At 45.4% G+C, this 25,464-nt stretch carries 23 protein-coding genes; 11 read left to right on the forward strand and 12 right to left on the reverse strand.

Annotated elements, in window-relative coordinates; genetic code table 11:
- Window positions 1-59: 59 nt before the first annotated feature.
- On the reverse strand, window positions 60-1,445 hold the full coding sequence (gene radA, locus BFP72_RS15650) for a DNA repair protein RadA (RefSeq protein ID WP_099600031.1): 1,386 nt from the start codon (window positions 1,443-1,445) through the stop codon (window positions 60-62).
- A gap of 151 nt (window positions 1,446-1,596) precedes the next feature.
- On the opposite strand from radA, the gene BFP72_RS15655 reads away from it, so the two are divergent.
- The 7 genes from BFP72_RS15655 to BFP72_RS15685 all read left to right on the forward strand — a co-directional run bounded on the left by BFP72_RS15655 (window position 1,597) and on the right by BFP72_RS15685 (window position 10,680).
- Entirely contained in the window at window positions 1,597-1,818 is a 222-nt protein-coding gene (locus BFP72_RS15655; RefSeq protein WP_099600032.1) for a FeoA family protein, read from the forward strand.
- A gap of 7 nt (window positions 1,819-1,825) precedes the next feature.
- Window positions 1,826-3,934, forward strand: coding sequence for a ferrous iron transport protein B (gene feoB, locus BFP72_RS15660; protein WP_099600033.1), 2,109 nt, complete (start codon window positions 1,826-1,828; stop codon window positions 3,932-3,934).
- Window positions 3,935-5,737: a hypothetical protein gene (locus BFP72_RS15665; RefSeq protein WP_099600034.1), complete on the forward strand. Its 1,803-nt coding sequence runs from the start codon at window positions 3,935-3,937 to the stop codon at window positions 5,735-5,737.
- A 61-nt stretch (window positions 5,738-5,798) separates the two neighbouring features.
- Complete coding sequence (locus tag BFP72_RS15670) at window positions 5,799-6,935, forward strand: 5-(carboxyamino)imidazole ribonucleotide synthase (protein ID WP_099600035.1); 1,137 nt, start codon at window positions 5,799-5,801, stop codon at window positions 6,933-6,935.
- 4 nt (window positions 6,936-6,939) lie between these two features.
- Window positions 6,940-7,422, forward strand: a complete 483-nt coding sequence (gene purE, locus BFP72_RS15675; RefSeq protein ID WP_099600036.1) for a 5-(carboxyamino)imidazole ribonucleotide mutase — start codon at window positions 6,940-6,942, stop codon at window positions 7,420-7,422.
- Window positions 7,423-7,574: 152 nt separating this feature from the next.
- Window positions 7,575-9,209 carry a hypothetical protein gene (locus tag BFP72_RS15680; RefSeq protein WP_143520098.1) on the forward strand — a complete coding sequence of 545 codons (1,635 nt, stop codon included), beginning with the start codon at window positions 7,575-7,577 and terminating at the stop codon, window positions 9,207-9,209.
- Between the two features lie 4 nt (window positions 9,210-9,213).
- Entirely contained in the window at window positions 9,214-10,680 is a 1,467-nt protein-coding gene (locus BFP72_RS15685; RefSeq protein WP_143520099.1) for a DUF5723 family protein, read from the forward strand.
- A 39-nt stretch (window positions 10,681-10,719) separates the two neighbouring features.
- Here BFP72_RS15685 and BFP72_RS15690 read toward each other — a convergent pair whose 3' ends face one another.
- From BFP72_RS15690 to BFP72_RS15710, 5 genes are all read right to left on the reverse strand, one after another.
- Window positions 10,720-11,442: a HisA/HisF-related TIM barrel protein gene (locus tag BFP72_RS15690; protein WP_099600039.1), complete on the reverse strand. Its 723-nt coding sequence runs from the start codon at window positions 11,440-11,442 to the stop codon at window positions 10,720-10,722.
- Between the two features lie 59 nt (window positions 11,443-11,501).
- Window positions 11,502-12,191, reverse strand: coding sequence for a response regulator transcription factor (locus BFP72_RS15695; RefSeq protein WP_099600040.1), 690 nt, complete (start codon window positions 12,189-12,191; stop codon window positions 11,502-11,504).
- Window positions 12,188-13,798, reverse strand: coding sequence for a sensor histidine kinase KdpD (locus tag BFP72_RS15700; RefSeq protein WP_099600041.1), 1,611 nt, complete (start codon window positions 13,796-13,798; stop codon window positions 12,188-12,190). Before BFP72_RS15700 ends, BFP72_RS15695 begins: the two co-directional genes overlap by 4 nt.
- 80 nt (window positions 13,799-13,878) lie before the next feature.
- On the reverse strand, window positions 13,879-14,589 hold the full coding sequence (locus BFP72_RS15705; RefSeq protein ID WP_099600042.1) for a YjjG family noncanonical pyrimidine nucleotidase: 711 nt from the start codon (window positions 14,587-14,589) through the stop codon (window positions 13,879-13,881).
- Window positions 14,582-14,959, reverse strand: coding sequence for a metalloregulator ArsR/SmtB family transcription factor (locus BFP72_RS15710; protein WP_099600043.1), 378 nt, complete (start codon window positions 14,957-14,959; stop codon window positions 14,582-14,584). The genes BFP72_RS15705 and BFP72_RS15710 overlap by 8 nt, the downstream gene beginning before the upstream one ends.
- Before the next feature lie 118 nt (window positions 14,960-15,077).
- Between BFP72_RS15710 and BFP72_RS15715 the strand changes: the two genes are divergently transcribed.
- Together BFP72_RS15715 and lipB are read left to right on the forward strand one after the other, a co-directional pair.
- Entirely contained in the window at window positions 15,078-15,713 is a 636-nt protein-coding gene (locus tag BFP72_RS15715; protein WP_143520100.1) for a carboxypeptidase-like regulatory domain-containing protein, read from the forward strand.
- 14 nt (window positions 15,714-15,727) lie between these two features.
- Entirely contained in the window at window positions 15,728-16,444 is a 717-nt protein-coding gene (gene lipB, locus BFP72_RS15720) for a lipoyl(octanoyl) transferase LipB (protein ID WP_099600045.1), read from the forward strand.
- A gap of 48 nt (window positions 16,445-16,492) precedes the next feature.
- Here lipB and BFP72_RS15725 read toward each other — a convergent pair whose 3' ends face one another.
- The 5 genes from BFP72_RS15725 to BFP72_RS15745 form a co-directional block, all read right to left on the reverse strand.
- Entirely contained in the window at window positions 16,493-17,092 is a 600-nt protein-coding gene (locus BFP72_RS15725) for a NifU family protein (protein ID WP_099600046.1), read from the reverse strand.
- 84 nt (window positions 17,093-17,176) lie between these two features.
- Window positions 17,177-18,586, reverse strand: a complete 1,410-nt coding sequence (locus BFP72_RS15730; protein ID WP_099600047.1) for a dicarboxylate/amino acid:cation symporter — start codon at window positions 18,584-18,586, stop codon at window positions 17,177-17,179.
- Window positions 18,587-18,719: 133 nt separating this feature from the next.
- A complete protein-coding gene (locus BFP72_RS15735; RefSeq protein ID WP_099600048.1) occupies window positions 18,720-19,118 on the reverse strand; it encodes a hypothetical protein in 399 nt (132 codons plus the stop codon).
- A gap of 86 nt (window positions 19,119-19,204) precedes the next feature.
- Window positions 19,205-20,281, reverse strand: coding sequence for a chorismate synthase (gene aroC / locus BFP72_RS15740; RefSeq protein ID WP_099600049.1), 1,077 nt, complete (start codon window positions 20,279-20,281; stop codon window positions 19,205-19,207).
- 80 nt (window positions 20,282-20,361) lie between these two features.
- On the reverse strand, window positions 20,362-21,816 hold the full coding sequence (locus tag BFP72_RS15745; protein ID WP_099600050.1) for a BatD family protein: 1,455 nt from the start codon (window positions 21,814-21,816) through the stop codon (window positions 20,362-20,364).
- A gap of 341 nt (window positions 21,817-22,157) precedes the next feature.
- Here BFP72_RS15745 and BFP72_RS15755 point away from each other — a divergent pair, with 341 nt between their 5' ends.
- Both BFP72_RS15755 and BFP72_RS15760 read left to right on the forward strand, forming a co-directional pair.
- Window positions 22,158-23,069, forward strand: coding sequence for a prolyl oligopeptidase family serine peptidase (locus BFP72_RS15755; RefSeq protein ID WP_099600052.1), 912 nt, complete (start codon window positions 22,158-22,160; stop codon window positions 23,067-23,069).
- A 37-nt stretch (window positions 23,070-23,106) separates the two neighbouring features.
- Complete coding sequence (locus tag BFP72_RS15760; RefSeq protein WP_099600053.1) at window positions 23,107-24,738, forward strand: mechanosensitive ion channel family protein; 1,632 nt, start codon at window positions 23,107-23,109, stop codon at window positions 24,736-24,738.
- On the opposite strand, the gene BFP72_RS15765 is transcribed toward BFP72_RS15760, so the two are convergent.
- Window positions 24,704-25,393, reverse strand: a complete 690-nt coding sequence (locus tag BFP72_RS15765; RefSeq protein WP_099600054.1) for a TVP38/TMEM64 family protein — start codon at window positions 25,391-25,393, stop codon at window positions 24,704-24,706. The two genes, BFP72_RS15760 and BFP72_RS15765, sit on opposite strands and share 35 nt — an antisense overlap.
- Window positions 25,394-25,464 lie beyond the last annotated feature (71 nt).

Raw genomic sequence — 25,464 nt, forward strand, 5'->3', positions numbered from 1 at the left:
ATCTATTATAGTGTTTGGTTTCTAAACCCTGTACGGGCTAATGAACATGGTGTTCTATTTCACTCTGACGAAAGTTGCTTAAATACCTCGACAATATTAGCGACAAAGTGAATCTTTATTCGAAATTTGGATGGATCCAAAGATTTTTGATTCACTTGAGAAATGTAAATATCTGAAAAGCCCAATTTTTCAGCCTCAGAAACTCGATTTTCGATGCGATTGACTGCTCTCACCTCTCCGCCCAGCCCCACTTCACCTGCAAAGCAAATGTCGGACGATATCACCTGATCTTCATGTGAGGACACCACCGATACGCAGATACTCAAATCGAGTGCTGGATCGTCTATTTTCAATCCTCCAGCAATGTTGAGAAAAACGTCTTGATTGCCAAGCCGAAGACCTCCTCGTTTTTCGAGTACGGCGAGGAGCATATTGAGACGCTTGGCATCATAGCCTGTCGTAGATCGCTGTGGTGTGCCATACGCCGAGGTGCTCACCAGAGCTTGAGTCTCTATAAGCAAGGGACGGTTGCCCTCAATCGAAGCACCTATAGTCACTCCACTGAGTTGGTTGTCCTTATTAGAAATCAAAATCTCAGACGGGTTGGTCACTTGTCGCATCCCATTGCCCAACATCTCATACAAACCAATCTCCGAGGTAGAACCAAAGCGATTTTTGGTCGTACGTAAAATCCGATAACTCAAATGACGATCCCCCTCGAACTGTAAGACCGTATCCACCATGTGCTCCAACACCTTCGGACCTGCTATACTTCCTTCTTTGGTGATGTGTCCAATCATGAATACCGGTACCCCTGAAGTCTTGGCAAACTGCAGCAACTCCCCGGTACACTCGCGTACCTGACTCACGCTCCCCGCCGAACTGTCAATTTTGGCACTGTAGAGCGTTTGTATCGAATCGATGACCAACACATCAGGCTGTACCTGAAGGACCTGTTGAAAAATCTGGCTCACAGAGGTCTCCGCTAGCAAAAAACAATTGTCCGAAGACAAAGGGGCCATTCGCTCAGCCCGCATCTTGATCTGCTGAGGGCTCTCCTCTCCTGACACATAGAGCACCTTGCGGTCATTCATTTTCAAGGCCATCTGCAAAAAAAGTGTCGATTTCCCAATACCAGGCTCTCCCCCCACCAGTACCAAAGACCCCGCTACGATGCCTCCACCAAGGACACGGTCCAGCTCCTGGTCGTGAGTCGTGACACGCTCACTTTTCTCGGATTGTACCTCCTTGATTTTCACTGGCCGGTTAGGGACCTTCTTTTGCGGCTCTTGAGAACTCCATATTTTGACATTTTTCTCAGAAGTAGATTCAATCACTTCTTCTACATAGGAATTCCACTCGCCACAGCTGTTGCACTTGCCAACCCATTTGGCAGATTGTGCGCCACAGTTTTGACAAAAAAATACAGTTTTTGCTTTCGCCATAAGTACATGATTCTAAGGATACGAAATTAACAAATCTAAAATCGGTTTAACCCAAAAAGTAGAACATGAGACATCTCACCTCCGCATATTTGCACCCCTAGGACAAAAGGAATAGATTTGCCCTTATTTTAAAAGATTCTAAATAACGCAAATGGAAAAATCAGCAGCTGATTTGACTCCAGGTCAAAAGGGCATGGTCAAAGATTTCACCGACGAGTATATCTCTCTCAAGTTGTTGGAAATGGGTGTGCTCCCGGGCACAGAAATCCTCATGAAGTTTGCTGCTCCACTTGGTGATCCGATTTGTGTCGAAGTGTCGGGCTATGCACTCTCCTTGAGAGTCGAAGAAGCCAAGACTATCATCCTCTCATAACCCTCGCATGAAAAAAGCTATCAACGTCGCACTCGTCGGCAATCCTAACGCAGGAAAAACGTCGGTATTCAACCTGCTCACGGGTATGAACCAAAAAGTCGGAAACTTCCCTGGAGTCACCATGGACAAAGTTTCCGGCACCTACCTGCATCAAGAGGCGCTCACCAACGTCCTTGACCTCCCTGGCACCTACAGTATCTACCCACGGTCTATGGACGAACGAGTCGTGTTCGATTTCCTCAGCGACGAAAATGCTCACGACTATCCGGACAAAATCATCGCGGTAGCCGATGCCTCCAACCTCGAAAGGAACTTACTCCTTTTCTCCGAAATCATCGATCTCGGGCAGCCTACGATCCTCGTACTCACCATGCTGGATATCGCCAACAAACAAGGCATCAACATCGATATCACTGCCCTTGAGAAAGAATTCAACACCAAGGTCATCCCCATCAACGGACGAAATGGCGAAGGGCTAGGAGAACTCAAAGACGAGATACTCAATGAAACAAGCCAAGACTACAAGCCCTTCTATGACACCAATACATTGTCGCCTGAGATCATACCTGTGATCCGTGACAAGTTCAACCTCAAAAACGACTATGTAGCGTACCAATACGCACAGCAGACCTACAGCAAATCTTTTTTGAGCAACGAAGAGAAGCAATTTATAGCAGACGCTAAAGTCAAGTACAACTTCTGTGACCGGCAGTTTCAGACCACAGAAACTGTCGAACGGTACAAAATCATCCGCAACAAACTCCGTGATGTCGTCACCAAAACCGTCGAAACGGAGGTCAAAACCCGAACAAGTCAACTTGATCGTATTCTGACGCACAAAATCTACGGCTACCTCATTTTCATGGCAGTATTGCTTGTGATGTTTCAAGCCATCTTCGAATGGGCCAACCCCTTCATGGACTGGATCGACATGGGATTCGCAGAGCTCAGCGCTCTAGCCAACGAATACCTGCCATCAGGCATCCTCACCGATCTCATCGCAGAGGGCATCATCCCTGGTCTAGGAGGTGTGGTGATCTTTATCCCTCAAATCGCATTGTTGTTTTGTTTCATTGCGATCTTGGAGGAATCTGGATACATGGCTCGTGTCGTATTTTTGACCGACAAAATCATGCGTAAATTTGGACTCAACGGTAAGTCCATTGTCCCCCTAATCTCTGGGGTCGCTTGTGCCATCCCTGCCATCATGGCTACCCGAAACATCGAAAGTTGGAAGGATCGTATCATTACCATCTTTGTCACTCCCTTTATGAGCTGTTCGGCAAGACTCCCCGTCTATGCCATCTTAATCTCACTTGTGATCCCAGAGCAAAAAGTCCTCGGCATCTTCAACCTACAAGGCTTGACTCTGATGTTCTTGTATCTACTTGGTTTTTTCGGAGCGATTTTCTCTGCATTAATCTTGCAAAAAATCCTCAAAGTCAAAGAACGCAGCTACTTCATCATGGAACTCCCTCTCTACCGTATGCCCAAATGGAGAAATGTTTGGATTACTATTTTCTCCAAAAGCAAGACCTTTGTGTTCGAAGCAGGGAAAATCATCTTGGCGATCTCCATCATACTATGGGTGCTGGCATCCTATGGACCAGGTGATCAGTTCGAAAATGCAGAGGCTCTCGTAGCACAGACACACCCCGAACTGTCCAATGATGTAGAGGCCTTGGATCACGCGGTGGCTTCATATCGCCTCGAAAACTCCTACGCAGGCATCCTTGGCAAGTCCATCGAACCAATGATTCGACCTCTCGGGTACGATTGGAAAATAGGTATCGCACTCATCACTTCATTCGCGGCTCGTGAAGTATTCGTAGGTACAATCGCTACGATCTACAGTGTAGGCGCTGACGAAGAAAATGAAAGCACCATCAAAGACAAACTCCGTGCAGAAGTCAACCCCATCACCGGTGGACCGATGTACACTTTTGCACTTGGCCTCTCACTCATGATCTTCTACGCCTTTGCAATGCAGTGCATGAGTACCCTCGCGGTAGTATACCGAGAGACCAAGTCGCTCAAATGGCCTATTTTGCAATTGATTTACATGTCAGGTCTAGCCTACGTGTGTGCATTGATAGCCTACCAAGTCTTCAAATAAATGAGTCACAACGACAAAAAACAGTATTTCGAATCGCGCAGAGATCAATTCTATCAGGAGTATCTATCTAAAAAAAGACAGGCTTCTGTACTCGGATGGGTACGGTTCATCAGCTTTGTGATCGTGGCATATGTCATTTATCTGTTGTTCCAAAATCGTGAAACAGCCTTTGCCTTATTCACTTTTATACTCTATGTTCCTTGCTTTGGTTTGTTGATCAATCGACACAATCGCAAAAATTTTGAGCTCCAACTTGCCAAGAGTTTGACACAAGTCAACGATGAAGAAATCCTGCGCATCGACCGACAACTCAAAACCTTCCCAGATGGGAATTCTTACTTGCATAGTGGTCATCCCTACGCTCCAGACTTAGACATCTTTGGCAAACACTCGTTGTTTCAGTTGCTCAACAGGAGTCGCTTTGTTGGCAGTCAAGACACCCTCGCTGCTTGGCTTTCTAGCCCCGCTACAACGGAGGAAATAAATGCACGTCAAGCAGCCATACGCGAGCTCAGCGAAGACTTAGACTGGAATCAAAAACACACCGCTTACAGTTTGGTCCATGTAGCCAACAAAGAGGAAGAAAAACTTGATTTGACTGAATTCGTCCAAGGACTAGAGTCAGACACCCAAGTCCCCCTGCCCGCGCTATGGTCTGTCGCTCAAATCGCACTCCCCCTCGCTACACTCAGTCTCATCATTAGCATAGAGATCTTTGCAATCCCCTTTCAATGGATCTTCCTTGCTGTAGGAATCAACTTCCTACTTTTGAGAGTAGTTTTCCAGCCCTTGCTCAACCTGACCAAAAACCTAAGCGCCTTCAACCGTCTACTCAAAGGCTATGAGTTGCTCATTCGTGATATCGAAACCCGTGATTTTGAAAGCCCTCACCTCACTCAACTCAAGGACAAGTTCGGAAAAAACCACGCTGCTTCATCAGCCATCCGACAACTCCGCATCTCACTAGATTTCCTCACCAATCGAGGCAACATGATTTACCAAATCATCAACTCCCTTCTTTTGACCGATCTCATGATCATACACCGCATCAAGCGCTGGCACCAACACCATAGCCCTTTGGTTCTACAATGGTTTTCCGCTGTAGATCAAGTCGTCGCACTATCGGACTTGGCGACATACACCTTTGTTGAATCAAGCTACAGCTTTCCACGAGTAGAAGACCAACCTTGCCAATTTGCGACCCAAAAGATGAGACATCCCTTGTTGCTCCCGACAAAATCAGTCTCCAATGATTTTTCTCTTTCGGGAAAAGGAAAACTCGCTCTCGTCACTGGCTCCAACATGTCAGGCAAGAGTACTTTTCTCCGTACCCTAGGCATCAACCTCGTACTGGCACAGGCCGGTGCCCCCGTAGCAGCTGAGACACTTTCCTTCTCACCCATTCGGATCTTCACGAGTATGCGGACTCAGGACAACCTCGAAGAAAGCGTCAGTTCATTCTACGCCGAAATCCGACGCATCAAACAGCTCCTCGATGAGCTGAGCGAAGAACAGCCAACTCTCTACCTGCTCGACGAAATCCTCAAAGGCACCAACACGAAAGACAGGCATACAGGAGCTATCGCACTCATCGGTCAACTCACGAACAGCAACTGCATGGGACTAATATCTACTCACGATGTAGAACTCGCCGAACTGCGCAACCCACTGATGAATAACTTCAGCTTCAACAGTACACTAGAAAATGGAGAAATCCACTTCGACTACCAACTCACACCTGGTCCCTGTCGCAGTTTCAACGCCAGCGCCCTCATGGAAAAGATGGGAATTATCAAAAAATAGAAATACTTGCTCTACTTAGACCGGGTCGCTTATTTTTGCGCTTTCATTCTAATATTGCTCTATGACTTTTGATCCTAGTATTTCTATTGGTGTTTTGGGTGGTGGACAGTTGGGTCGCATGATGATCCAGTCTGCCATGGACCTCAACTTAGAGATTTCGTGTATTGACCCGGACCCCAACGCTCCTTGTAAAAACCTCGCAAGCCACTTCGTCAACGGAGACATCACCAACTACGATGAAGTCCTCGCTTTCGGAGACCCCTGTGATGTAATCACAGTAGAAATCGAAAATGTCAATGTCGAAGCGCTCGAAGAACTCGAAAGGCGAGGCAAGAAAGTTTTTCCGCAACCCTCCGTCCTGAGAACTATCAAGGACAAGGGACTCCAAAAACAATTCTATCTAGATCATGACATTCCTACCTCAGAGTTTGTGTTCATCCACCAAAAGGAAGACCTGCAGGACTATACCGACATGCTCCCTGCCGCCAACAAACTCCGCACAGACGGGTATGATGGGCGAGGTGTACAGATCATCAAAACAGCAGAACAACTGGATAAAGGGTTTGAAGCCCCCTCTATTTTGGAGAAGTTCGTTGACTACCAAAAAGAAATATCGGTCATCGTAGCACGCAACGAAAACGGAGACATGACTACCTTCCCTGTCGTAGAACTCGAGTATCATCCAGAGCAAAATCTCGTAGAATTTCTTTTTTCCCCTTCAGAGATTGATCTCGACATACGCAACAGAGCACGAGAACTAGCTGAAACCGTGATATCAAAATTTGATATGGTGGGATTACTGGCCGTAGAAATGTTCGTCACCAAGGATGGCAATCTCATGGTCAACGAATGCGCACCTCGTACGCACAACAGTGGACATCACACCATTGAGGGCAACATCACTTCGCAGTTTGAGCAGCATATCCGTGCCATCCTCAACCTACCTCTAGGTGATACCGACACCAAAGGCAGTGCGGTGATGATCAATCTGCTCGGGCACCCTGACCATACAGGCCTTGCAAAATACGAAGGGATCGATCAGGCCATGGGAATCAAAGGCATGCACGTCCACTTGTACGGCAAAAAACACACCAAGCCGTATCGAAAGATGGGCCATGTGACACTGGTAGGCAAAGACCTCCAAACCTTGAAACAAACCGCAAGAAAACTCAAAGAAAGCATCAAAATAATCGCATAATACTATGACAGCACAAGTAGGAATCATCATGGGTAGTAAGTCTGACCTCAACATCATGAACCAGGCAGCACAAGTACTCGAAGAACTCGGTGTAGCCTACGAGCTCACCATCGTCTCGGCCCACCGAACCCCCCACCGAATGGTAGAATATGCAGAATCCGCCAAAGATAAAGGCCTCAAAGTAATCATTGCAGGAGCAGGAGGAGCCGCACATCTGCCCGGCATGGTCGCTTCACTGACGACACTACCTGTCATAGGAGTCCCTGTCAAATCAAGTAACTCAATTGACGGTTGGGACTCAATACTCTCGATATTGCAAATGCCTGGTGGTGTACCTGTAGCGACTGTTGCTCTAGATGGTGCCAAAAATGCAGGCATCTTGGCAGCACAAATCATTGGGAGCCATGACACTCAAATCGGTAATAATCTAGCCAAATACAAGTTAGACATGAAACAAAAAGTGGAAGATTCTATTAAGGAATTGTAGTATTTGGATTTAATCCTGTGCTCCTGCAATAATTGCCAGATCGAACGTTTAAGAGTAGGTTTATTTTACGATTTTACATTCATAAACCATTTCATCATCAGCTAGTGGATCTATTTTGGACGCCTAAATGTGTGATATAACTCCGAATAAACTTGAAACATCTTAACCGACAAAAACCCCACCTGTTTTCGTCTTTCCTATTTGCCTCTCTTGCATTCTTTGGATGCAACACCGACCAATTGGATTTTGACAATATAGAGCTCCCCAATTATACAGGTACGGTAGTAGCTCCACTGGGCAACACAACATATACCGCTGGAGAACTCATCGAGGACCTACAAGACGAACAGTTGGAGGTAGATACCACTCAAGCCGGCATACTATCGCTAATCTACCGTGACACCACGGAATTCACTGATGTAGACCAGATTGTAGTCATCGATGACAACAGCAACGAAGGACAAATCGAGTCTCCAGCAGAAATCACCAACGCCTCGCCCATCGAAGCGGGAGATTTGAATTTTTCTCAAAACCTAGAGTTCATTTACCCCATCGAAGATGGCGAAGAACTAGACTCTCTCCTCTACAACGGAGGAACAATCACCATCACCTACGAATCGACCTTTGATGTAGATCTCGAATTTGAGATGGTAATCAACGACATAATCGACCGCAATACTGGTCTCCCCATCGTCCTCAACGCTAACGTAGCACCAAACGGGACAGGTAATCAAAGCCAAACCCTCTCAGGGCACATCACCGAAACCACAAAAAACAGTACCAACGAAAACGTATTTACAGGTGTTTTTAACGGCACATTGAAAATACCCGAAGGTGGCAGTGTGTATGCCACTGATGTATTTCAGTACCGCATTGATATCACCGATGCTACATTCGAAACAATCTATGGGTATTTTGGAGAAAAGAACTTATCCATTGATTCCCAAGTCATCGAAATGGACTTCTTTGACGAACTAGATGGAGACATTAAATTCAACAACCCAGAGGTTCGGTTGACCATAGACAACTCCTTTGGGGTCACCATGGGTCTAGAACTCAATCAAATCGTGTCCACCAATGCAGATGGTGACCAAGTCACTCTTTCGGGCAGCATCACCGAGTCTCCACAATTTGTCAATGCCCCAGACATCTATTCTGTAGGATCAACGACAAGTTCCACCATCCGGATCAACAATAGCAATTCCAATATTGGTGAGCTATTTAGCAATGCTCCCAACCGCTTAGACTTTGCGATCAATGCCCTAAGCAACTACAGCAACAGCAACAACATCGTACCTATCGAGGACCGTAACTTTGTCGACCAAAACAGCAGTGCTACGACAATCATGGAAATAGAACTTCCTCTCGAACTACAGATCAGCAACATTGCCAGAAACATAGACTACAGCTTAGAAGACATCGATTTTGAAGAGGCGGACTCCCTATTCCTCCGAATCAAGACACTCAACCGACTCCCTCTCAGCGGCACGATTGATCTCCAATTTTTAGACATAGACAGTGCGGTGGTCTACCAATTAGATCAAGTCACTGTATTTAATTCCCCGGAGGTTCCCTCCAACGGTAAAGTACAAGACCCTTCTGAAAACATCAGTTTCGTCAAAATATATGGAGAGGGCATCGAGGCGCTCAACAACGAACCAACACTACGTCTGTTGCTCAACATCGACAGTTATGATGCGATAAATGACACCTACGTCAAAATATACGCAGACTACGAATTAGAAATTATTTTGGGAGTGCAAGCCACTCTAGACATAGAACTATAAAGCATTGAAAGCAAATCTAACCCTCACCACCTTGCTCCTGTTCTGCATCAATTTTGCGGCAAACGCCCAATCGGGTCTATCCCTATACCATCTTGGCAACAGAACCTTCCAAGGCAACAACATGAACGCATCCTATGTCCCTGAGGCAAAAGTGTTTTTTGGATTGCCTCTCATGTCTGGGCTGGCTGTAGACGTCAACTCACGTGTCAGCTACAATGACATGGTCACTATGGACGAAGATGGCAACAAGGTCTATGATTTTGACAACTTTGTCAATCAATCCCAAGAGCACAATTATCTAGGCGTCGTAGCTGAAATCTCCACCTTCTATTTGGGCATCAAACCCAACAACAATACCGCCATATCTATATTTGTCCGGGAACGAATTTCTACCAAGTCCTTTTACAGTCATGATCTCGTAGACTTTGCCTGGAACGGAAACGAATCCTATATCGGCAAGACATTGGATTTGACCAACACCTTGACAGACTCAAGGTACTACCGTGAATATGGCCTAGGCCTTTGGAAAAAATTCCCCAAACAAAAACTAGAAGTGGGCATCAGAGGCAAGTTCTTGAATGGAATGGTCAGTGCCATTTCTGACACTCAATTTTCGGGATCGGTGACCATAGACGATGACTATCAACACCAACTCCAAATCAAAAACACGGCGGTAAACACCTCAGGACTCAACATCTTGGAAGATGGCTCAAACGAAGAAATCCAAGAATACTTCACCTACAACGACAACTTAGGCTTTGGGATAGATCTAGGTGCCAACTGGCGTATCAACGATAAGTTCAGTACCTCTGTAGCAATCAACGACCTAGGATTCATCAACTGGAAGGCTGATCCTCGCAATTATATTGTCGCCGACACCACTATCAACTTTGGTGACTTCAGCTTCAAAGATGCCGACAACATCGAAGACATCATCAGTGACTCACTCCTCAATAAGCTAGATGACTCGGTGACTTACAAGTCCTACCGATCAGGCCTCAACACCAGCGTGTATGCTAGTGGCATGTACCATCTCAGTCCAAAGGACAAAGTCACGGCTACTGTCTCGTCACGAATCGTCCAAGGCTCTTGGCGCATGCTCTATGCTGTCGGTTATACCAGACAACTGGGCAATATATTCTCCGTATCAGGAAATATCATCAAAAAACCACAACAAGGGATAGATCTCGGGCTAGCAGCAGAGGTCACGCTAGGCGCACTGCAACTCTACATCGCTAGTGACCAAGTTCTCAAATCTTGGGATGTACCCAACATGAAATCTTTCGACATACAGTTTGGCATCAACTTCATTTTCGGAAGGAATAAGGTCAGTGCTTCCAAAACACAAAAGGACTCGCAAAAAGATCTAGAGCATCCGCTAGAATATGGAGAAGGGCGAAAAGTAGAAAAAAGTGACGGACTCTACTTCATCGTACCTAAGCAAAAAAGGCGCCCTATCTACAACGAATAGGACGCTCTCAGCGCACGAGAGAGAGCGTCATCCTCTACTCTAGCTCGCACATAGTTTTTCGATTTGCTTGAGCGTCAAGTGCCCTTCATAAAAAGCTTTGCCAAATATTACGCCATGTACCCCAAGAGCTTTGAGTTGTATGATATCTTCTTCCCCCCTGATCCCTCCACTCGCAAACAAGAAAATCCCGGGGTAGTGATGTAGAATGTCTTTATAAAGATCCACCGAGGGGCCTGACAAGACTCCTTCTCTAGATATATCGGTTGTTTTAAGATACTTCAATCCACGGTCATAAAAATAGGCGATATGTGAGTGCACATCAATTTTGGTATCTTTTTGCCAGCCCCCGACGCGAATCTGTCCATCCAAACTATCTGCAGCCATGGCGATTTTCTCTCTCCCATAAGACATAATCCATGAGGCAAACACATCCGGAGAGTACACTGCCATCGTCGCACAAGTCACACTCTCTGCACCACACTCGAGGACTTTCATGATGTCACCATCTGTATGTACACCACCAGAAAAATTGATGGCCAAATCAGTATAGCCTGCGACGGCTTCCAAAATATTGTAATTGATAACCTTCCCCTTTTTGGCCCCATCTAGATCAACCATGTGCAGCCTAGTGACTCCATGATCTTGAAACTGCTGGGCCAAATCAATCGGATTTTGGTCGTAGATAGTTGCCTTCGAAAAATCACCTTTAGTCACACGGGCGACTTTTCCATCTTTGATGGCAATGGACGGGACGAGTTGCATATTGGGCTGTGGTTTAATGTTTTACTCTGTAAAACAGAGATAGCAAAAAAATACGATAATTACTCTACTTTGACAAGCTTAAATCCCTGACCGTGTATGGTCAAGATGTGAATTTGCTCTTCTTCCTTGATGTACTTTCGCAATTTTGCAATATACACATCCATACTCCGAGCATTGAAATAACTGTCATCCTTCCAGATGGCATTGAGTGCCGCTGTTCTCTCCATGGTCTGATTCATGTTGTCACATAGCATTTTGAACAGCTCATTCTCACGTGAGGTCAACTTCACGTCCCCCGATGGGCGTACCAACAGACTCTTATCATAATAAAACGTCAAAGATCCCAGCTCAAACTTACTCACTAGTGTAGCACTATTGGATAGCCCACCACTCCGCTTGAGAATAGCCTGAATACGTAAAATAAGCTCTTCCATGCTAAAAGGCTTGGTCAAATAATCATCCGCACCGATCTTTAGTCCTGCGATGGTATCCTCTTTCATCGACTTGGCCGTCAAAAAAATCAACGGAATGTTGCGGTCGACCTCTCGAATTTCCTGTGCCAGAGTAAAGCCATCTTTCTTGGGCATCATCACATCCAAAATGCAAAAATCAAACGACTCACGCTTGAACACCTCAAACCCCTCTTCACCATCTTTGCACAGCACTGTCTCATAGCCCTTGAGCTGCAAGTATTCGTTGAGAATTTGTCCCAAATTCGGGTCATCTTCTACCACCAATATTTTAGTCATACTGTTTTATTTTTGTTTTCATACGGGAAATACACCTTGAACTCACTCCCCTTTTTTAATTCGCTCTGTACACTGATCTCACCGCCATGCGCCTCGACCATACTCTTGACATAGGACAACCCCAAGCCAAACCCCTTGACATCATGCAAATTACCTGTCGGTATCCTATAAAATTTCTCAAAAACTCGCTTGATTCCATCCCGAGACATCCCAATGCCATGATCACGCACTTTGATCACGATTCCTTCGGCGGTATCCTCAGTCATCACACAGATCTCTGGAGTTCCCTGCGAGTATTTTGCAGCATTGTCCAGTAGATTAAAAATAATATTGGTTAGATGCACACGGTCTGCCACCAACTCCTGTTTGATGGCATTCAACTCTTTAGAAACCCGTCCTCCTCGGCTCGATACTTGAATCAAGCTCTTATCCAAGGCATTTTCAATGATCGAATGAATATTGATCGTCTCCAGTTTGAGTTCGAAATCATTCCGGTCTATCACCGCCATTTGTAGTACTTTCTCAACCTGCATCCCTAGACGGCTGTTCTCATCTTGTATGATGCCCAGATACCTGTCCTTTAGCGATGCGGTACTCTGAATCTCAGGATCACGCAAAGCCTCACTTGCCAAAGCCACCGTAGAGATCGGTGTCTTAAGCTCATGTGTCATATTGTTGATAAAATCGTTTTTGATTTCTGATAGTTGCTTTTGTTTGTGAATTGTATGTACTGCGAAACTAAAACAAAACAAAACGATCAAAATAAAAAACAACGACGACAAAAGGGTCATCCACACTTGCCCCAAAATATACCTTTTCTGATGAGGAAAGCGGACATACAAATACCCTACTTCTCCAATGATATCATTGGGGTAGAGGCTAATCTTCAAGTCGGACTCCAACACTTTTTCGCCATCCTTGTCATGCATCACCACGCCTTCGAGTGGGTCATATACCGCATAATCAAACTCCAGATAGACTCCCTTGTCCGCCAAGCTACTTGCAATCAACGAGTCCAAATCTTCCGTATTCAGTCTATCTACAAGTTTCCTCTTGCCCGAAAACAGCTCGCGCAACGCCAACTGCACATACTCAGTCTTCTTGGCCACATGCCTCAACCGCTTCTCGTACTCCCTTTTGGTTGTCCGGACGGTATCTGGGTCTTCACCCAAATAAATGACCTTGTTATCATTCCCATTCAGGTCCTCCGAGAGTTTCACTTCTGTACTTTTGAGTCCTTCTTCACCCGTTTCCGAATTGAAATAAAAGCTCATCCATTCTGGGCGATTGGTCGAATCTTTCACCAGATCTTGAATGTCAATGATTTTTTTCTCAAAGGTGCTCTCAATCAACTCTACATGACTGCTGTCTACATTGGAGAGGCTCTTGTACATGAAATCCGTATGAAAATTGTCTACCGTCACTTCCAATGCCTCCCGTTTCTCGAGTTTGGATGCGACACTTTCCATGGCACTCTGGACGTTCATCTTGAACGCCTGTTCGTTGGAGCCAATGACATTGTCCAACCAAGCGATCTGAAAGACCACCAAGCCAACTAAAGCCCCACCCATCGCCAAGACTAGCCATCTAATTTTGATTCGCGCCATTGATCAAATTTACGCTTTTAGCCTTTGGCGACTCCTCTTTTAACTATTTTTAACGAGCCCCACAAGCTCTTGCTCATCGATTAGAGAATACCCAGCAACTCGTCTAGCTGTTGAATCTCATGAGTTACTTCTTCTTGGTGCGGCTTTCGCTCTGGATTGAAATACACCTGATCCATACCATAGTCACGCGCTCCTTTGATATCCGTGTCTAGGTTGTCTCCGATCATGATAGACTCTTCTGCATTTGCACCTGACCATTTCATGGCGTAATTAAATATCCCCGCAAATGGCTTTTTGAACCCGGCCTTCTCAGAAGTAATGATTCGATCAAAATATCCATCAATTTTGGAGTTTTCCATCTTGATGGACTGTACCTCTTCGAATCCATTGGTAATGATGAATAAAGGATATTTGGTATGGAGATAGTTCAAAACTTCTATCGTTCCAGGCATGAGTCGATTTTGCTTTGGATTTCCTTGGAGAAACTGTTTGTTAAACTCCTTCAAAAACGACTCGCTGATTAGAGACATCAAAGCCCCCGCATTTTCAAACACCAACCTGAAACGCTGATTACGCAGATAGAACTTGTCTATCTCACCCACATTGTACTGGGCCCACAACGCATCATTGGTCTCAAAAAACCGCTCGATGAAGTGCTCCGATGAGACGACCCCTAGTCTAGCCAAATCATGCAACTCGTAGAGATCCCTGAGCACTTGCTTGGCATTGCCATCAAAATCCCACAAGGTATGATCCAAATCAAAGAATATGTATTTGTACGTTTTACTCAAATCTGTTTTGTCTTTTGTTCATCGCCAATTCCCGATTGGACCTTAGTACTTGATACACCTCATCGTCCTTCTGAAGCTGTACATCCTTATCCAAATATTTGAATATTTGAGACACCAACCCCATCACTTCCTCCTTGATCTCATAAAACACCCATTGGTCATCCTTTCTGGAGTTCAACAAGCCAGCATTTTTTAGATATGAAATATGTCGAGAAGTTTTCGTCTGCGTAAAATCCAAAATATGCTCAATATCTGAAATACATAGCTCCTCATGATTGAACAATAACGAAAGAATTCGAATTCTCGCCTCATCCGAAAAGGATTTGAATATCTGAGAACCATATTGAATATTAAAATGTTTAAGTTTCATAGAAGACGACTTTTGGAAGGGCAGCCGACACTACCTCCACGCATTTCGCTATTATTTAGTATTTTTACACTATTGGAAAACTTTCTTACGCAAATTAGCATTAAATAAAACAAAACCCTTGAAGCTTTTTACCGCTACGATATTGACCACTGTACTACTGACTCTGATGTCGGTAGATTCCTTTGCCCAACAAGACAGAAAGGTCATCCAATTTTCGGGAATTATCGTGGATGCAGAGTCAGAAATGGGCATCCCTGGGGTCCATCTCTATGCACCAAAAGGAGGGCGAGGCACTACCACCAATCCCTACGGATATTTCTCCATGGCTGTACTAGAAGGCGATAGCCTCATCGTCAGTGCCGTTAGTTTTGTCAAAGAAAATTTCACTGTACCAGTACTAGTCAGCGACAGAGACAACCTCACGGTAGTAATTTCCCTCAAGCGTGACACTACGTACCTCGAAGAACTGGAAGTCTTCGCTTTCCCTAGCGAAGAAATGTTTAAGGAGGCCGTATTAGCCCTGCAGCTACCCAATCAATACGATCTCAACAATATGCAACGCAACGTTGATCAACGAATGCTCAACCGTATGTCTGGCGACCTGACTATGGGATCAAGTGGCAACTACGAATACTACATGGAGCAACAGGCCAATGCCTACAGCCTACAATATCAACCCAACTCGATCTCCTTGCTCAACCCATTTGCATGGAATCGTTTCATCAAGTCTTTGAAAAAAAGACAACAAGAGTAACTCTCCTCCCACGTATGAATCACATCATCAACAAGGAAACCCAGTTCATCCATCTGGGTTTGATTGACTATCAAGAAGCTTGGGATTACCAAGAGAAATTATTCAAAGAGGCCGTAGATATCAAAATTGCTAACCGGCAACTACCTTCAGCACAACACTCCCTTACTCCAAACCGTCTGGTGTTTTGCCAGCACCCCCATGTCTATACATTGGGTAAATCTGGCAAAGAAGAAAATCTGCTCCTAGACGAATCAGGTTTGCAGGCCAAAGAAGCCTCTTACTATAAAATCAATAGAGGTGGAGACATTACCTATCACGGACCAGGACAAATCGTCGGCTACCCGATTCTAGACTTGGACAACTTCTTCACCGACATACACAAATATCTCCGCCTCCTCGAAGAAGCCATCATCCTCACCTGTGCTGACTATGGCATCTCAGCTGGGCGTATCGACGGACTCACTGGTGTTTGGATAGATTACAAAAACGAAAAACGTGCCCGAAAAATATGTGCCATGGGCGTCAAAGCTAGCCGATGGGTCACCATGCACGGGTTCGCGTTCAACATCAATACCGACCTCCACTACTTCGGCAACATCGTGCCTTGTGGGATCGATGACAAAGCTGTCACATCTCTAGAAAAAGAACTGGGCAAGAAACAAGACCTCACAGCTGTGGAGCTCAAGCTCAAACGACACCTAGGCGAGCTGTTTGCTTTTGAATGGGTATAAAAAAAGCCCTTGCTCAGGGCTCTTCATATTCTTCGGTGACAACTAGTACTACCCGTTGATCGCCTCTACTTCTTTCACCTCTGGCACCATTCTTTTCAGTAGGTTTTCAATCCCCGCTTTGAGCGTCAATGTCGACGATGGGCACCCGCTACATGATCCTTGCAAGACCACTTTGACCACTCCATCTTCAAACGAATGAAAGCTGATGGCACCCCCATCCTGCTCGACCGCAGGACGAATATACTCATCAAGAATTCCTTTGATGTTTTCGTCCATGTCCGAAACTGGTGCTGTAGTTTTTTGTTCCTCATGCGCTTGTTCATAGGCCTTGGATAGGTCAACAGCTGGCTGTCCTGAATCCAAATATCCCTTGATGTGATCTCTAATTCCATTTTGTACTTCGGCCCAGTCTGTCTCAGCATCCTTGGTCACTGTCACGAAGTTGCTCATCACGAACACTCCCTTGACGAATGGAAAGGTAAACAACTCCTGCGCCAAAGTAGAATTGGTCGCAGACTCCACTGTCGGGTAGTCAAAATTCATCCCCTCAGGAATCAAAAAATAATTGACCACAAACTTGAGCGTGTTTGGGTTTGGGTTGGACTCTAAATATATCGTTGCTGGTGCGTTTTTTACTCCGTCTTCCATGATTGTATCTTTTCTTCTTTTACAAAACTAGTGGAATTGCTCCACATCACTTAGGACGTGAAGCATATAAATTGGTTGGGATGATTAGGAATACTTTTCTAACTCCCCTTCAGATTTTGCAATCAACGAACAAACCGTAGCGTCTCCAGTCACATTGACCACTGTACGACACATGTCCAAAATACGGTCAACTGGAAAAATAATCGCCACCCAAGCAGGGTTCAAACCTACAGACTGAAGCACTATGATCATCATCACCAGACCTGCACTCGGCGTGGCTGCTGCTCCGATAGATGCCAAGGTTGCCGTCAATACTATTGTCAACTGTTGAGCAAAAGTCAAATCCACCATATGCAACTGTGCCAAGAACACAACCGCCACCGCCTGGTACAAACTGGTCCCATCCATATTGACCGTTGCGCCGATTGGCAGTACAAAACTCGTCACGTTTCGAGGCACTCCCATGTTCTCCTCGACGCACTCCATAGTGACAGGCAAAGTAGCCGCACTTGAGCTAGTCGAAAATGCCAAGAACTGAGCAGGGCTAATGTTTTTGATAAACTCCTGATACTTGATTTTCTTGACGAATAGTTTGAGGAGCATCGGATAAAACACAAAGACCATAAATGCTAGCCCCACAAACAAAGTCACCGAATAGGACCCCAAACCTAGAAAAATCTCCAAAACCTCCCTCGGGGTATCTGCCATCTTGGCGATCACCCCTGCTAGCAAAGCAAAGACAAAGAATGGGGCTGCTTTCATTACATTGTCAACCATTTTGAGAAAGATCACGTTGACCCCCTCGATAAAATCCACTACCGGTTTGGACTTGTCTCGAGGCACTATCACGATCGTCACTCCAAAAAAGATGGCAAAGAAAATCACTTGCAACATCAACCGGTTGTCAGAAACCGACAAAAAAACGTTCTCAGGCACCATCTCTACAACAAATTGTAGGGGACTCGCCTCCTTCTGAGCTTTGGCTAGAGCCATTTTCTTTTCTACCTCCTTGAGGTCTTCCGCAGCAATCTCTTCGTTCATTGCCTGATTCATCAAATGAGCATTTTCAGGCATATTGATAAACCATTTACCATCTTTTGGGGCTCCCATACCATTGTCCTTGAGCCACAATTCATAGGAGACACGGTTCTTAGTTCGCTGTTCATCATCCATGAACGTGCCCGGCTTGACCATGTTGACCAGCAACAAGCCAATCCCTACTGCCACGATAGTTGTCACAAGGTAAGCTCCTAATGTCTTGCCACCAAGGCGCCCCAACTTACTCACATCGCTCAGTCCTGCCACCCCGCTGATGATCGAAAACAACACCAACGGCACGGCAATAAACTTAAGCAATCGAATGAATATCGTGCCGAACGGGTCAATCCATGTAATGGTAAATTCATTCCAACCTAAGGCACTTGACACCAAGGCCCATATGACACCTGCCACGAGGCCTAAAATGATTTTGACATGTAGTGGTAATTTTTTCATCTTTTGGGTAATTGATTAATTCCGAATGATCACCATCGGATGTACAACAAATTATTTTGGGGTTGTTTAAAAAACAAAGCGGAAACTTAACAAATTAAGTTTCCGCTTGATAATCTATGTTAGAAAAATATTCTCAGTACCCTGCTGCCAATTCTTTTGCTGCCTCCAAATCTTGTGCTTCAAACATATCAAACGAAAAGGGGGAACTCGTTTTGACCCACTTTTTTGAAGCCAGTTTTGTAATCGCACTACTCGGCAAAATAGTCACAGCCACCTTGAGTCCGTGCTCAGAAAATGCAGGAAACAAAACTGTCTCGAACCACTTTTGTCTCTCTTGGGTGGGTACACCCACCGCATCTGACACGTCAAGATACATGCGTACAATTCCATTTTTGACCTGCTCAATCTGAGCCAAACAACACGCTTCAATCACAGCGTCATTGGATAGCTTTGCCCATTTGATGTGCATCGATTTATCACTAAGGTCTAGATGGGTCGTGACGAAGCCTTCATTTTCGTAAAAGGAACTCATAGTCTTTTGGTTTAAATTCAAAAAGAACAAAGTTAACCTTCCTCTCTCAGCTAATTCAATCCGCTATTTCACCTAATTTGAAGTCCCTAAAGCTGCGTAGTTTTTTGCAACAGGTAAAAGTCTAGGATCGTCAAGGCTGCCATGGCTTCTACGATCGGCACGGCTCTTGGCACGACACATGGATCATGTCGGCCTTTACCCGACACTGTCACCGATTCACCATGGATATCGATGGACTCCTGATCTCTCATGATGGTTGCGACAGGCTTGAATGCCACATTGAAATAGATATCCTCTCCATTGGAAATCCCTCCTTGAATCCCCCCTGACAGGTTGGTGCGGGTCGTGACTTTTCCACCTTCGCTATCAAAAATATCGTTGTGCTCAGAACCACGCATCTTGGCTCCCTCAAAGCCACTACCATACTCAAAGCCCTTGACGGCATTGATGCCTAACATAGCGGCTCCCAATCTTGCATGCAGTTTGTCAAACACAGGCTCACCCAACCCGACAGGCGTGCCCTTGATCACACAGCTCACCACTCCCCCGATAGTATCCCCTGCTTTGCGAACACTATCGATGAGTGCGATCATCTGATCCGCCACCTCACCGTCAGGGCATCTCACGATGTTGGACTCGGTGAGCGACAAATCTAGCTCATGGTATGCCTTATCCGTCTTGATGGTGCCGGCTTGAGACACGTAAGCCTGTACTGCTATTCCGAGCTGCTGGAGTGCCAGTTTGGCCACAGCTCCGGCTGCTACACGCGCCGCTGTCTCCCGAGCCGAACTACGTCCTCCTCCACGATAGTCTCGGATGCCGTATTTTTCTTGGTACGTAAAATCAGCATGTGAAGGACGATATGATTCAGCGATATGCGAGTAATCTTTGCTTTTCTGATCAGTATTGAATATCACCATGGCCATAGGTGTACCAGTGGTTTTGCCCTCAAACACCCCACTCAATATCTCAAACGAATCGGGCTCCTTGCGCTGTGTAGTGATTTTGGATTGGCCTGGTTTCCTTCTTGCCAGTTCATCTTGTATGAAAGCCATATCTAACTCTATGCCCGCTGGACAACCATCGATGGTCACGCCTAAAGCTCTACCGTGTGATTCTCCGAAAGTAGTGATCTTGAATACAGATCCAAATGAATTGCTCATCTAATAAATTTTATCTGGAATCGACCTCCGACTCCACCGTGTAGTACTTGAAATGGGCTGTTGTCTACGGCTATAGATGGCTACTTCTTAAACATGAGAGCCATCGATATCCCTATGAGCGCAAAAATAACAAGATTGACGATAGTTCGCAGGTTTTTACGACTATCTAGCGATATCAATGTATTGTCTTCCAACTCGATCCCATCATAAAACGACCCCATATCGTTGGACAAGATGGATTCATTCTTCTTGCTTTCCCCTGTCACATGTAGCACGATTTCGGATTTGAGCGTGTCATAAGTCTCCGTTTTGGTATTGAAGTAGATCCAATGGAAGTACTCACCCATATCAAAATCACCTGGCTCATTGGGTATACCATAAAAGCTAAACGACTTCCTTCCTCTTACTTTACCATTGCTTCGGCTGATATCCTGTTTGATATTGGGCGCGAACAAATCGAAATTCTCATCGCTATTCAGTTCCAACTCATTGATTGCTGAGATATTTCCCTCTCCCACTATACTAAAGTCATAGCTGAAACTTTCACCTGTCCGCAGCTCTTCGGCGCTTATCTTTTCCTTGAGAGTGTAGTTACCCACCGCTACACTTTCTTTGAGCGGGTGTTCGGGCATTTCTTTGATGGTCACCTTCTTCGGCTTGGTATAAAACATCACCAACTCCTCCTTTTTGTTTCTACCAAAGTAGGTCCTGTTTTTTGCCACTTGGTATTTGATGAGTTCCAAGCCCACTTTCGGTATCTCTATCGTCTCTTCATTGAGAGGATAATAGGTCGCTTGGTATATTTTAAATTGATTGTACTCTTCGCCATTGATCTTGACTGGCTCAGCGGTGATACTTTCTATATTGAAATTCTCCTCCCAGCAGTTGGTCGGTTTTATTTTTTTTATAATATCCTCAAGTTGCTCACCCAACTGATGAAAACGCATCTCTGCACGGTTCTTTTGAGAAACATAAAAGGCCAACGTCATCGTAAACCCTTCGCCTGGATATACCGAAGATTTGTCTGTCGTCAAAGCCAAAAAAGCATCTGCCTCCACATCGATAAATTCCTGCGGCTGGTTGCGGTTGCGCTGACCAAACAGCTCTTCGAACGGATCATACCCAAACGGGTCAGCAGAGTTCCGGCGCTGTTGCTGTTGCATGGCTGGCCCTACTTTGATGAGCTGCCCTTCGGATGTATACGATTGGCCATTGATGGTCATCCTAAACGGGTGCAGACGGTGCTCTCCCTCTGATACTGGCAAGTAATTTTGCGTCAAGCTCTGGGTAGAACTGCGCACCCCATTGATAAAATTCGTAGAAGAGGACGAAGATGTGCCTCGCTTCTGAAAACCCTCTATTTCTGGGAAACCACCATAGTTTTGCAACCTAGCGTTCTCGACTTTGATCGTGATCGTAAACATCTGATTGAGGGCAATATCGGTCTGTCCCAGCTCAATAGAAACGTCTTGAGCTGACAAAACAGAACCAAAAACCATCCATAAAATAACGAAGGAAAAACCTACTTTACTCATAGCCGTATTTACTTTGACAAATTGCAAATGTAATCGATTATTCTTATATTGATCATTGCTATTTGGCTGCTAGACGAGCAGTGTACACAATAGTCTTTATTTTCTAAAAACCCACCGCAAAATGTTAGAATACTCCAAAACGATTTTGTCGAAAGTAAGTTTCGACAGGTCACTGTTCGAAAAAGAGCTCACCAAAGCCATCGCCTCTGTAGGCGAGCATATCGAAAAGCTAAGGTCATGGTGCTACGAAAAATTTGGACACCTTTACCCCAAGATTCTTGACAAACATTTTAAATTATCCCACTAAATTGAGCCACTTAATTGTGGCTTTTTTGTGTCTTATGAAAACGAACTATTTACTACTACTCGCTCTGCTCACATGTGTGGCATGTCACCCTCCTACCCCTAGTCCCGAAAGACTCGAAACAATCCCATACATCAGTGACACAGATCAATCCGAACGCAACTACTACCTCTACATACCCAAAGGGTACGACAGTGAGGACAAAGACTGGCCTGTGATTTTATTTTTGCATGGCAATGGCGAACGAGGAAACGGACAAGAAGAACTCGCCTATACCATGGCACATGGCCCCATCTACGAAGCATGGGTGCAACGCCGCGACCTCCCCTTCCTGATGATCATGCCCCAGCTCCACATGTTTGGGCTGGACACTTTGGGCATACCCTATCTGCAAAATAGAGACCTCAACAAGGCTCCTAAGCGACTAAAGTCTGGAACCCCTCAGCGAGAAGCTTTTTTTACAACTCACTCCCCGATGAATGGTCAAGTAGCCAACGACTCCTTCCCCTACCAGCAATACGGCCCGATGCGAGGTTGGGAAATGGTCGAAAAGGATTTGCTCCATATGATCGCACAGGTCAAAGATGAATACCGGGTGGATGAAAGTAAGATCTACCTCTCGGGGCTGAGCTATGGAGGATTCGGAACCTGGTACATGGGTAGCAAACACCCCGACCTTTTTGCGGCCATACACCCTGTAGTGGGATGGGGTCATCCAGACTTGATGCCCTCCTTGGCGCATCACCAAACACCAATCTGGTGCTTTGCAGGAGGCAGAGATGAAGTCATCAAGGTAGAATACTTCTACCCTGGCATGAATGCACTCGACTCGTTGGGTCATCGTCAATTCAAATTCACCACAGAAGAAGACCTTGGACATGACACCTGGAAAAGGGTCTATGCTGGAGAGGATATTTACAACTGGATGCTCTCACAGAGCAAACAATAATTTCTAATTTTGCTACAGCAACATACTACTTGACTTCATGAAGAAATCACTACTTGTCCTATTTCTAGCCGTATCATTCTCTTCGCTTGCTCGTGTGCAGCAAGACACAATCACCTCACGCTTAGAGTCTCCCTACGAAGCACTACAAACCTTCGTTACCAACACAGAAGGAGAAGAAGAAAACCTGTCTGCCGCATCCATCTTGTTCAACAACTACAAGATGAAAACCGAAGAAAAAATAGAATATACCAAAAAACTAGAGCAAATTCTAGAAGGTGCTGGCATCTACATCTTCTTTGACAAGGTTCCCAAGGAGCAGGACTATTTTGATTCGCTGACCAATGAGCATCGATACGCCTTCATGGAAGAATACCCCGACGTATTTCTCCTGCGAAAGAATGGGCGTTGGCAAATCCAACCGCCAGAAATGGCTCAAATCGACACGGTACATAAAAAGCTTTTCAAGTTTGGCACAGACTTCATCCTCAGTGAAGAAGCCAAAGAAGACAAACTAGGGGCCTACTTTCTCGGGCTAAAGATCTGGCAATGGATCGGCATTGTGGCCATCTTCGTCTTCAGCTACCTTGTTCGTGCGCTCTTTTCTCTAGTCTTTGAAAAGCTCATCGTACGAGTCCTTGACAAAGTCTCCCATAGAGAGGTTGGCAATAGATACATTTTACCAGTAGCCAAACCCATCGGTACCATGGCTGTATTCTTAAGTTTGGCAGTGGTCTATCCGATGCTACAGCTCCCCAAGGAGGTCGGCTACTATGTCATGTTGGCTATCAAAGGGCTCGTGCCTTTCTTTGGAATGATTGCCTTTTTGCGACTGATCAATATCGTAGAAATTTTCATGCTGCGATGGGTCAGCAAAACAGAAAGTTCACTAGATGACCAACTGGTCCCTCTACTCAAACGAATCCTTCGTATCTGTGTCGTCATTGTTGGTGGTCTTTTGATTTTGGACAATCTGAGCATTCCGATTCTGCCTCTTCTCACAGGTCTATCCATAGGAGGTTTAGCGTTTGCCTTGGCCGCCCAAGACACCATCAAAAACTTCTTCGGTTCGCTCATGATATTCGTTGACAAACCCTTTCAGATAGGCGATTGGATCACTACTGGAGAAATAGACGGCACGGTAGAAGAAGTGGGCTTTCGCTCCACACGTATACGTACCTTTCGCAACTCGCTGATCTATATACCCAACGGCCAGTTAGCCGACAGTACCATCGACAACAACGGTCTACGACAATATCGACGATTCAAAACTACACTAGCCATCAAGTATGATACTCCTCCAGAACGCATCGAAGTGTTCGTCGAAGGCTTGAAAAAAATCCACAATGTTCACCCCAACACCCACAAAGACCGCTTCGAAATTCATCTCAATGACATGGGTGCTTCGTCACTAGACATTTTGTTCTATATCTTCTTCGAAGCACCGACTTGGTCAGACGAGCTGAAATTCAGACAAGAGATCATCCTCGAAATCCTCAAACTAGGACGTCTATTGAGTGTTCATTTTGCCTTCCCAACGCAAACCCTACACGTCGAGGATCTACCTGGCCAGCTGAGTCTGTCTCCCGAATACACATTGACCAAAAAGGATCTAAACGAGCGTCTAGACAAGTATTTTATGGAGAAGCAGGACGTAGAAGGCGGTAAATAGCGTACAACACGACAAGTGAAATAAGCAAACTCCAGAGTACTCCTTGATCTTGATACAAGGCGTCCTGGAGTTCGTGCGCCTTGCTCCCCACCCAAACAAACAAGACGGTACGAGGCAACATCCCGAACAGCCCTCCAAAAAAGAAAGGCACAAACCGAATACCTGACGAGGAAAGAACGACATTCATCAAAGCAAAAGGCAAAGCCGGTGAAAGACGAGAAAGTACAGTGGTAGCCCACTGTTTTTGGCTGACATTGTCCATATATCCTTTCGCTTTGGGGTACACCTTGACAAGGTTAGACACAAATCCCTCATTGAGCAGCTTGGCCAGTCCATATCCCAGTACTGAAGCACATTGGTAAGCCACCACCACAGCTACGAGGCTTTCCCACCCAAAAAAATAACCACTCAATAGAGCCACATAAGTCGTCGGGGTGATGGCCATCGCCATCGTTACAGCTGTCAAACCGTAGAGCAACAGCCAAGCGACCATCGTCCACTCTGACATAGCCTCCTCCCTACCCACCAAAAAATACGCACTCAACACCGACGCACTAAGTGGCACAATAGCCATCCAGAGCATCAGTATCCCTATGCTTTTGTTTTGTCTAAAAAGTGTAATAAACCGCTGCTGTCCCAATCTGTCAAATGTCATCGCAAAAAATAAGAGCGAATATCCGATATTGATTAGTTTTGTTCCTTAAAATCCTCAAAAGAATTATTTAG

The organism is Reichenbachiella sp. 5M10 (genome assembly GCF_002742335.1).
In the GTDB taxonomy this organism is placed as follows: Bacteria; Bacteroidota; Bacteroidia; order Cytophagales; family Cyclobacteriaceae; genus Reichenbachiella.